We start from the raw sequence: 12,322 nt of genomic DNA on the forward strand, positions 1-12,322 counted from the left end.
TCCTAAGTGTACAATGGGGGACTCAGTCCCCCTTGCGTGTTATTTACCTATTCCAAGGTCGTGAGAGGTTATATGGGTTGAAGATCCTTCTGGGTCTTTTTTTTTATGCGCCACAAATGTTTGGTGATGTTGGAGTTTACAGCATCAGTTTAATCAATTTGTTGAATTTTGTTTTCACTCCTTTTTGTTTGATCTTATTCTTCTCGATTTCATATTCTTATTCAGATATCAAGTTTGCAGAAGATATTTTTCAGACATGTTTAAAAATTTCGAAATCATCTTTTTTGTGATTGCACCTCCATTTTCTCATAGGCTTTTGTGAAATTGAATAATTTTTTTTTGGTCTTACTTTCAATTTGATGTCATTATCACTTGGAGTTAAATTTTAGTAGGAACCATTTTTTATTTTTCTCTGGACAAGGAGCATCACTGCCAGAGTTGGCCCTACAATCCCGAATGGGATGTCCTCTGTTGTGAAGGCAGGATATGGGTTGAGGAAAAGGCTGTACAGTTTTCTGTTATCTACTGCATAGAGGAAATCTCCCTTGACAAACATGTCTTCAAGAACTCCTTGGTCATCAGCCTGTTGTTCTCCTACGATAATGCCTGAGGTATTGTAGATTTTCAGCATTCCTGGTGTGCTTCTTCCTCTGGAGCCTTGTTTACCTGCTTTGAGGACATAGATGAACTCACCGTCTGAGGCGTATGCGATAGCTCCTGATTGGTATAAGAGATGATGTAGTTCTCCTGTTTGAAGATCAAACCTTGATATGCTTCCGTCAGTGATTACGGTATAGATGCCGGAATTGGTTGCATGGATGGCACGAGGTAAGATTTTGCCTTCATTTTCTGGAAACACATCATAGGTTTTGGTAACTGTCCAGTTATTGACAAGGAAAATGTATCAAGGCGAGATAGATGGTACCGTTATAGAAATCGCCATATACAAAGGCATATTTACGGACGGAAATGTTGTGTTGTCAATCTCGACCATATTGACCGAGTTGATCTTTCCCTCCATGGTCATGTTATGAATCGTCACTCATGTCTGGTTTCGAGTTATAGCATAGATGAATTTGTTGTCCTCACTATAGAATGCAGCCACCTTTGCCACCTCGTTGAAGTCATTTGCGCTGACAGGAAGGATGAACAGTGATATCAGAAGGAGCAATTTCTTGCGCATGGATGTTTATATACTTCGGTCTATATACAATTTCGGTAATCCTCGCATTCTCTGCAAGTAAATCTCAGTTTATGAGAAAATCTGAGTGAAACACCTTCTGAAATGGCGATGTTTCTATTTGGTGTTTCTTTCATTTTGAAAGTTTGCCTGCGGTGTCTGACACAATTTTTCGCTATTTTGGTGTCGAGTAAAATGTCCTTAAACTTTGGCTAAAAAATTTTTCAATGGGGGTAATGCTTAAAAATGTTTATTGTCCAGCCCCTATGCATTTCATTGCCCTTGTTGTCGAGATGCTCCAAGGCTGGTTTCTTCTTGATTGTGGGGGCGATGGACAACAGGTGCAGTTTATGAACAGGAAATCGATCTATTTTACGGTTATTGCGCTTCTACTTGTGGGGAGTGGTCTTCCCATATCTTCAGACTATCCCGAAATCGGTCAGACTCCTTGGCTTTTCAATGATGAATTTGATGCCACTGCTTCAGGTTGGGATCCTGTCCCGGTGGTTACGCAAGTCAGTGGAGACTACCGTTATTCTATACCCTTGGGTGCGAATGCGAGTGTTCGGACTTACGAGTTTGAATACAGTGGTTATTATGATCTGATGATTGCTGCAAAATATATTGCTGATGTTGGGGACATTCGTATTGAGTTCGGTCCTCATGTCTACAACTTTACTACATGGGACAATCTGTTGACAGATCCTGAAGGGCGCAAGTATGTCATCATTTCCCGTGAGAAGGCAGTGGCGATGGGTTACCACACTGTCGAGTCTATCCGTGTGTCAATTCATTCGGGGACTTGGTCAAGTTTCGGCATGAAGGCCGTCCATATTCAGGGTGCCGGCTATGTGGATGCCAATCCCTATGAGTACAACTATCTTGATGCGGGCACTTCCGAATACCAGACATTTAGTACAACCAACGGTTTTGCAGGTCAGGTCACCACCAATGCTCTTTATTTGCCCTTCGGTCTTCCTTCTGCGCCTTTCAACAGCTTGGGCACACATCAGTCCAAGAACTTGGGGATGTCGGTCATTGCCGGCATTCCTGAAGTTGACAGTTTTGTCAATGGGGGAACATATACCGACTTTTTCTCTGCACCTGCCATGTTTCTTGAATCTGGTTCCTATGAGGTAACACTGGGTTTGGCAGGGGCAAGTACGGTTGATCGGGTCAATATCACTTCTGGCGGAGCCATGACTGTAGACCTCTATTTTGAGGCTCTTGGTCAACGGGTGCTTGTCGGTTCTCGATCGGCCTCGTTCAATGATTTCAATTCGCTTTCCTTCAGGGTGGGGGGCCTTCCCACCAATGTGGAGGGGCTTTTGAGGGTTTCTGTCTCGATTGACAGCATGCTCATCGAGTCTCATTCCCTCCAGCGAGACCTGTATCTGTACCTGTACCAGTTCACCGTGTTAAGGCGAGCTCCAAGTGACCAGCTCCAGTTCAATAGAGATGTGGTCGATGGTTCGCAGACTGTGTTTACGGATGTATCCACTGCACTCAACGGCAGGGAGGCCATTCTTCTTCCTTCGGCAACCGCAGATTTCAGGGTTGATGCAGTCGGCAATGTATCCAGAGTGACCGTATTGGGCAAGGACAATCTGCATCGTGATTTTGAGATCCGTCTGCATGTGTACACGGATTCATGGAATCAAGTGGGATCGACAACCTTCTATTCCGATGCCGGCATGGCCATCATTCCTGTTTCTTCATCCTTCAAGGACAGTTTCCGTACCACCCTTCTCCGTTTGGAATTCCTCCACCCCTCTTCCTTTTTCCGTCTTCAGGGTGTGGCGGTGGGTGGTCCCAGTCCGTCCATTTTTGAGGAACGGACTGCAGCAGAGCTCAGTGCCTCCTATGCCAATACGTCACTGGTCTATGACGACGGGTATGTTGTTTTGGCGGAAAGTGCAGGCATGCCCCGTCCCAGCTATCCTTTTATCAACCCCTCCTTTGAAGACGATCTTGTTGGATGGACTGGTGGCACTGTGGATGCCTCTGCCAGTGATGGAATCAAGAGCGTTAAACTTTCGGCAGCAGGGCAAAGGATAATTTCGGACACTGCCACCCAAAGTTCAAGCTATACGGATGAGGTTTGGCAGAGTGCAGATCTTGGTATCTATGATCGTCTTTCCTTTGATGTCCGCACCACCATGGCATGGGCATGGGACAACTATGGCTCAGACACGTCCCCCCTTCCGACGGAGCCCGCGACAGATACTTCCAGTCCCTACGATTCCATTCTTTTCCGTGTCAAGATCGGTTCGGATGTGATCTGGTCCAGTTCTTCCTATTATTCGGGCTGGACGACCATTACGTTGCCGATCAGTGCCACGGGGCCATTGACTTTTGAAGTGGTGGTAAGAAGCGGAAGATCGGAATCGCAGGGGATGACCTTTGATCCCGACGGGAATGGAGGAATTGGCCAATGGGTTGAGCAGTATTATTCCGTAGTTCCGCAGGCATCATTGTGGATTGACAACATCAGGTTGACCAATGCCATGCCCACTGGGGTCATTGCCAGTTACGACTATCTTGATACGGCATTCTTGGATGCCGAAGATCGTGTCCTGTTCGAATTGACGGCAAGGGCTCTTTCGAATGACGGCATTGCCCGGCATCTCGATCTGGCCTATCGTCCCATGGGAGGCTCCACCTTCTTCACCCTCGGCACCTTCACCATTCTTGCTTCGGCAAACTATACCACTGCCAGAATCATGGTTGACCTTTCCCAGTTGAAGTCGTCCATCAGTCTCTATGGATGGACTCAGGTTGAATTGCTCCTTTTGCCGCAAGAAAGTTATCTTCCCGTCTATCTTTCCGGTTTCAGGGCAGTCGGGCTTCAGTCACAGGTTCGGGGTGACCAGTTCACCAATATACGGATGGATGAGACGCCAGCCAGCCTGCTTCAGGGGATGCGGGACGACCGGGAGGGTCACCGTGTTGAATGGGATCATGCCACCAACGTATATACCATGAAGATGACAGAGCTCCCCCGCGAACATGTCAATGCCAAGGTGGCGTTGTCAGAGGGGGGACGGCCCAGCCTGCAGCAGGTCGATCCCGGTCAGGACATGCTTTTGACGGATACTGTAGGACTTCCGATCCTTGGCAAGCCCATTCTCTATGAATTCAGGTTTGAGATGACCAGTCCCAACCTTTGGATCGGTTTCCAGACGCTGTTCGTGGACAAGGTACCGGGTCTTCAGGCAAGGCTCAATGGGGGTGGCACATATCTTCTGAAAGATGTATCCACCCTTCAGGTCGGTGCTGCTGAGCATGTGCTGATGTTTATAATCTATGAGACACGGGCGGAGGCGTTTCTGAATGGGATACGTATGGGTGAGATTCCAGGGACGTTTGATTTTGGAACTGAGCCGCAGCTCCGTATCTCTGGAGCGTCCCTTACGTCCTTTGCCATCGAGGAATTGACCCGGCCGGGCTACGCAGGCACAGGGGTCTCGGGGGAGGCATACGGGCAGCAGAAAAGCGTTACCCTGCTTCCCGGCAATCATCTCGGATACGATCCACTCGGAGGCCAGTTGAACCACGCTATGCAGACCAAGGGTTCTGGCACCCAGAACGGGTTCTGGTTCTATGTGAACCGGGCTGCCGCCACCTCATCTGCCGTTCTTTCCGTTGACATCCGCATGGACGGGCCGTTCTACATTTACATCCGGGTGACCAATGACGTAGGCATCACCTATCTGACCTACAACGGAGAGGTCACATCTCCTTTTGCCAGCAATGGGTATCTCTTTCTTCCCCTTCCGGTTGCCGACATCAATGACGGCACTTGGAAGACCTTCACGGTAGACGTCCAAAGCGAACTGAGGCGGTTGTATCCCACGGGCACCATCTCTACTGTTGAAGCCTTCCTTATCAGGGGCACCGCCATGCTGGACAACCTTGTTTTCCAAGGGGAGACCATCATGGATGCGGAGGATCCTGATGCAAATGTTGGTTACATTTATGATCAAACCCCAGCAGGGGCAACCCTTGCCCGAGTCCAATACAACAGGTATGCAGGTACCCTCAATCGAGGAATTCGTGTGCAGGGAAGTGGGACGGACAATGGCTTCCACTTCTACATTAATCGACAGGCCTTGAGTTCTGCTGTCCTCTCAGTTGACCTGAAATTGACGGGATCCTTCGTTTTTTACATCAAGGTGGACACGAATGTGGGAATTACGTATCTCACCTACAACACCGCAACTACCTCCCCCGGATCAAATGGAGCATATGCTTTCCTTCCCCTTCCAGATCCGAACATCAATGATGGCACTTGGAAGACCTTCACGGTTGATGTCCAAAGCGAATTGAAACGGGTCTTCCCATCGGGATCCGTCTACGAGGTCGAAGGATTTCTCATCCGGGGGACTGCCACGATGGATAACCTTGTCTTCCAAGGGGAGACCATCATGGATGCGGAGGATCCAAGTGCAAATGTAGGCTACATCTATGACCCGACTCCCGCAGGTGCTTCCATGACCAATGTACTGTACAGCAGGGAGGTGGGGGACTATGTCCAAGGCAATCCCCAGCTCGAGTATTTCAATTCTCATTATCAAGCCAAATTGGACATTGCTTTCAGTGGACAGAAGGTCTATTTCGCCAATCCTGCCTTCTTCCCGGATCCTTCATATATTGAGTTCCGAAGAGTGGGCATCTACAAAGAGGCAAGACTGTATATTGACGGGGTTGGGACAACCTTCTATCAAGGTTTGGCCAATGAGACCGACACCTACTGGTTGAGCATTTCGACCTATCCCGGAAGGGACGGGACAAGCAAGCTCAGTGTTGCGTTCTGGAAGGCATACGATCTGAAACCTCTCGGCAGGTCTTCCAATGAACTTGCTGTGGGCACCCCCTCCCAAGGGCATCTGCTCATCGACCTTCCCAAGAACGAGGTGCTTCGTCCGTTTTTTGATCCTGCTTCAGGCTATATCCGCATCTATGAGATGCAGGACGGATTTCGCGTTGAGGACAACAGCCTCTCGGGCGTGGGGGATCGTTTCGCCACCTACTGGCTCAAGCAGGACGTGGTCAACTACCTGCATCTAAAGAACGGAGGGTACCTTGAGGTTGACGGTAACTTGACTCATTCCATTACATTCATGATGAAAAACCTCTTCGATTTCAATAAGGAATATGCGTCCTTCAAGGTGAACGATGCAGGCGGTGAACTGCTCAGGCTCAGGGTCATTCGCAACTCGACCCGGAACAAGATTGGGGGTGCCTTGCAGGTCTACCATCAGGGGCAATGGTCAGACATGGGCATTGATTTTGAGTTGGGCAGATTTGTCTCCCTTGAAGTGGTCATTAACTCAACGACCTCCTCATACGATATCTCGTTAAACAGGATTGCCACCCGTAGTGGAACTCTCTCCCGGAATGTGGTCGGGACTACCTCGATGCGTCTGGAAACCAAGACGGACATGTATGTTTCGCATGCCGACGACACGGATTTCACTACTTCCACTGACGTTTCGCTGTCCACCACCGGATTTCTGGACAATTCAATCGGAAATGCCAACCAGTACCTTACTGTGGAACTGTCAGCCACCACACGAACCAAGGTCATCCTTGATTTTATGGGACAATCCCATGAACAGCTGGTATATGGTGAAGAAACCCTTCAGGTTCCCGTTCCGGTCAATCAAAATCCTGATCTGGCTGTGGACATCAGCTCTGACGTTCCTATCACCATCAAACGGGTGGGGCTTTCAACAGCAAGATCGGTCGATGAATTTCTCTACCTCACCCAGGAACGGCGGAATTTTGTCAGGCAGGGGGAGGTGCCGGTCAAGCCCCTGCTGGATTACGCCTTTGAAGATGATTACAGAAACGGCATTGCGGATGCAGACCATCTGACCTATTATGGCGGTGGTGACCATTATGCCGCAGGAGCACAGGGGCAGGCAATCGTGCTGGATCAGGGAGCATATCTTCAGGGGCAATTCAGCTATTCACTTCCGGAATTCACGGTTGCGTTCTCCGCCAAATTCCTTGAAGATCCTTCCCTTATTACCGCCTCAAACTATCAATTCATGGCAAATGCGGAAGGAAACGGCAAGGTACTGTTCACCGTCATGTATGATCCGGTTCTCCGTCTCACGGTGGATTCGAATGCAGGCACCCGTCTGTCATATACCGCCCCGATCCCGATCGACAATGACTGGCATAGATATGTGCTGGTCTATAACGCCAGCCATGCCCTGCTCTATTTCGACGGCCAACTGGCGATCAGCATTCCCAAATCGGGATGGACGGCACCTACACCGACCCTATTTACCATAGGGGGATCCGGCAACAATGCCATGATGGTTGATGAATACCAATTGTTTGCAGATGATTACGGGGCGAGTATCGAAAGACTCACCTCTTTTGATGTCCCGTCTTCCCTTCCGGAGTTCTTTGCTGGATTCGACGGCACCACCATGGACATGTCTGGATCTGGCGGTCTGTTCAATGGTGTCTTGGATTATGGAGAAGGTATTGAGGGACAGGGTATCTCCTTCAATGGGTTCACCGATTCAGCCTTGGTTCGCGTTGCATCCCTGACCGATTTCACAGTTTCAGTCTGGTTTTCCACTTCCAAAAATTATGGGACGCAGCCGATCATTTACCAGAAGGGAATCAACTCAGATTTCCTGAGGGTCGGCATTGCCCTTGTGGATGACCAGATTCGGATCATCTATTCCGATGGTGCCATTCAAACCGTCGGGACAACACCCATAGCCCTAGACACATGGTACCATGCCGTTCTCGTCGTTGAAGGAAACACTGCCAAGCTATTCCTTGACAACGTTCTTGTGGAAACCCTGACTTCTGCCTTCAGCCTTCCGTTGGATGAATTCAGGCTTGGAGCCATTTCCACACCTCAGTTCAAGGGAATGGTCGATCAGCTTGCCATCTACGGATCAGTCCTTGATGAAGACCAACGCCTCTATCTCAATATGCATAGGTACGGGATTCAGAGCAGCAGTGCCTCCTACCGGAACCTGCTACCTACCATCAGCTTTCTGGAACCGTTGATCTATGACTTCGAAGATTGGCTCATGCCGGAAGCCTTGGTGGGTACTCCCTACCTGTATGCAGATCAGGGACGGCTCAAGTTCGATTGGCAGGGAGCTCCTGAAGGAACCCATCAGACCCTTCTGAATCTTTATGATGATGTGTTCATCAGGGTCGATGTCTCAACCCTTGATCCTGGAACTACTGGTGCTGTGGTTTTTGGCTTGTTCCTCGAAAACGGGACATCGGTGGGAACGATGGAATACCGAAATGGGTGGAAACTTTCTACATGGGATGGAACGACCCTCAGTTCGTCCTTCAGCCCTGAAACCCTCATTTTCTTGAAAAGTGGTTCATACATCCGATTGCAGGGACTGGAGCAGGAAGGCAGTATGCTCTTCGAACGCACGATCTACAGCCTTTCGGAAGTCCAGTTCCGTATCCTGCATGAAAAGCAGGGTGCCGATCTGCCGCTCATCCATATCGAAGGAATCGAGATACATCCGGTCTTTTCAAGGGGTGATGCCAGTTTCAGGTTCATTGAGGACGAAAGTCTTTATGCTGGTGTCTATGAGGTGCAGACCCGCGACCTAAACGAGACACCCTATAACCTCATGGAAATCTACAACAATGCCTTTGCCATCGGCAAGGGTCTATCGGATCTGACAACCTATGCAAACGTTCGGGAAAAAAAGGAAGTCGCTGCCGGTAGCCATATTCCTTCGGTTCCCTACACCCCTCTGCGATTGACAACCTCTGAGCTGGTGTCCATTCAATATTTGTTGCCTACAACAGGTTTTCAGTCATTTTATCTTGCCTTGGACATTTATGATCCGGCTTTCGCCCCTGCTGGATGGGGTGGAGGCTTTACTCGAACACAATGGGTGAGGGTCGTGCTAGACCGCTATGCCTTCGAGGAGAGCACTTCGATGCAGGATGGTAATTTTGTGATCAATTGGAGGGATACCCAAAGTCCCGAAGGAAGCGGTGCTGACGATGATCTTTTTTACTTCACGGACGTCAACACGGTCGTCGGTGGGGCGGATGACATAATTGAGGTGATCCATCCTGCCAAAACCGGCTCTTGGAGTGTCGTGACTCTTGATCTTGGCGATCTTGTTCAGAACTACGTTGGTCTGAGGGCTGTTTTTGTGGATACGGGGGGATCATCCATGCGTTTCATTCCCAACTGGCATGATCAGTCGACCACGGGTCTTTTCCCTGCTGAAGGGGTCAAGTCCTCACAGGGCAATGAATGGAACGTGATCCGTGCCACAGAGACCGGGGAGGTGGCTCTCCACAACGAAATCTATGACTATCGATCCAACAGGTACTACGCGACGACCTTTGCCACCTACCTGTACAGTGACACGGAGCAGAGAGCCTATCTCTCCTTTGAAAGCAGCGGTATTGCCGTCTTGGAGGTCGGAGGGGACGGATCCGGCACCTTGGTTCCTCTTGGGCTGGTTCCTGGTCGGAATCTCATCAAGTTCAGGCTGATCCATCTGCCCAGCCATACTTTCGACTGGAATTTCAAGGTGACTGTTCTTGCCTCGGAGAATGTGACGATCAGCACAAGGGATGACCTTGATACGACAGTCCAGCTTGCCACTGCCTTGCGGGAGAGAGAAACGGTTCAGACATATAATCAAAGCATCAGTGCCAATGTGGCATACTATCCGCTTGATGGATCTCCGAAATCCGATACCAGCGTCGATCTGGTCGAAACAGGCGTATCGTATGCCGTAGGCTACAACGATCTGGGGGCAGTGCTTGACGGGAACCTGAGACTGCCGTTGCAGGAATGGATGGCTATCAAACCCCGAGGTTATGGCATGTCCATGTGGATTCAACCATCGGGAACGACAGGCGTCCAAAGGCTGGTGGATGGCCAAACATGGCTTCTTGACTTGGAATACCTCAATGCCAGTGTCTCAAGGTTGATTCTCCAGTGGAGAAGTGCTGGTGCATGGCAATCCCTTACCTCAGATGAATTGCCCCATGGTACGTGGAGCCATGTTGCAGTGACTTTTGGTAAACAGGCAACAATTTTCGTCAATGGCATCTCCAACAGCACGGCCATGGACAAAGTCGATTCCCCTCAGCGTGATCTCTACATCGGCAGCAGTGATCTGGGAACCATGAAATACGTAGGCATGGTGGATGAGATCCATTTCTTCAGGAAAGAACTTTCCGATGACGATGTGGCAGAGCTCATCTCCTCAGGAGGGGTGCCGTTAATAGAGATCGACTATGACCAATTCGGCTTCGATCCGGCACTGTCCTACACCTTTGAACTTGGAAACGGAATCGAGGACAATTCCCTTGATCGTCATGTTGAGGAGTTTGAAAGGAGTATCGGCGAACTTACAAATTCGGGATGGACGTTTGTGCAACCCAATGCCAACTATTTCAGGACCGCGAAGGGTATTCTTGAACTGGTTCACACCGTTCAGGGAACATCTGAGGCATGGTATGCCGTCAATCCGGCACACACCCGCATAGAGGTCGATTGGGTCACCAACTTCACCTCCGGTGGGGTAACTCTGGAGGTGATTGATGACGTCGGCACACTCATGGCTTCTATCGGTTACACCGATTCCTCACCGTTCATCAGGCTGTATGATACATCCGGCATCCTAAGCACCGAGTATTCGGCAACGGGCATTCTTCCACCGGCATTGAATCAACAAGCAGTCATCGAGCTCCGGAACGGGACATTGCAGGTAGCTCTCACCGGCACCTTCAGCAGGAGTGCACAGCTTCTTGAAGGCAGACCTTTTGGCACAGTCAAGATCAAGTTCACGCAAGGTACGGATCCGAACGCCATCATGTTTGTGGAAAGAATGGAAACCAGCCTTCCCTCCACCCAGTTTTTCGGAGAGGGCATTGCCGATACCACAGAGACCTTCACTTTTGATGGCACACGTGCGGATCTTGAAACTGGTGATTGGACATTCCTCGATGCTGGCACATTCCGGTGGGATGTCCTGTCAGGTACGCTGAAATACACCGATCCCCTCAACTCCGTTGCAGAACCCTCTGTGATCTATGATCCCGCCAGCATGGTCACTTCGTTCGAAGTGAACCTGGACTTTTCGACCACGTACATGGGGACGGGTGCTGTGGTGGCATACGACCAGTTCGGAGTCAAGATCCTTTCAATGGGTTTTTCCGATGGATGGTCTGGCTCAAATCCTAAAGGATACATCTATCTCTATGATGCTGCGGGTAGCTTGGCAGGCAACGTTTTGAGTCCCAATCTCTCAAGCAATAGCCTTACGGCACAGATCCACGTAACCATGGGTGAAAGCATAACGGCGGACATGACGGGCTCAGTCTCCCTTTCGAGCAACATTCCCAATGCGGGGAGGACAATCGACACCATCAAGTTCATTTACGATGACAGGGGTACGATAGCCAATTCCGGCACCTCGACTGTCACGGTCGATGACCTGACCGTGCACAAGACGATGACCGCCACTTCTTCAAAGGTCATCACGGCACCCTATCCCGGCACCTTTGCGCTGACCCCCCACAGCAACCTGCAATTGACCCAAATAGACGATCCATTGGAAATCTATGGAACTGCGGTTGCCGGCGGCAGTGGCTGGCAGGTGGCTGAAATCACCTTCACTCCGGATCAGGGCTTCACAGGCTTTATCTGGGACTTTGCCTATAATTTTGCCAGCATGGGCAAGATCCATCTGTACCTCTATGACAGTTCCGGACAGGCAAGGGTACTGTTCTCCATCTATGATGCATGGGCAGGGTCGACACCCGGCAGCCATTATTACATCTATGATGAGACAGGCACCGCGGTTTATTCCTACTGGTCGGGTTCCAATTTCCTTCCCAGTACGGGCACTGCATCCTTTGGAGTCAAGCTTATTGGGAATACCCTGTATACCAATGTCACAGGGGTATATACGCGTTCCTCGATCAATACTTTCGGAAGCATGGACATCGCCTCCATCAAGGTGCTTTTCACGCGGCATGCAACCTATAATGCGCCATCTGACCTTTGGCGTCTGGTTCCCGATACTTCTACCCTTGACAAGGTCATCCAGTTGCAATCCCGATGGGGCACACCACAGGTGGTTCAGACAGACAGTGGCA

3 protein-coding genes are annotated in these 12,322 nt (G+C 49.9%); 2 read left to right on the forward strand and 1 reads right to left on the reverse strand.

The genetic code is table 11. The features are described from left to right. On the forward strand, window positions 1-290 hold a 290-nt coding region (locus D6694_05975; protein RMH44278.1), incomplete at its 5' end, for a hypothetical protein. Window positions 291-385: 95 nt separating this feature from the next. Here the strand turns inward: D6694_05975 and D6694_05980 are convergent. Further along, entirely contained in the window at window positions 386-859 is a 474-nt protein-coding gene (locus D6694_05980; GenBank protein RMH44279.1) for a hypothetical protein, read from the reverse strand. A 587-nt stretch (window positions 860-1,446) separates the two neighbouring features. Here D6694_05980 and D6694_05985 point away from each other — a divergent pair. Continuing rightward, window positions 1,447-12,322, forward strand: a 10,876-nt coding sequence (locus tag D6694_05985) for a hypothetical protein (protein ID RMH44280.1), incomplete at its 3' end; no start/stop codon positions are given.

The organism is Gammaproteobacteria bacterium, from assembly GCA_003696665.1.
In the GTDB taxonomy this organism is placed as follows: domain Bacteria; phylum Pseudomonadota; class Gammaproteobacteria; order Enterobacterales.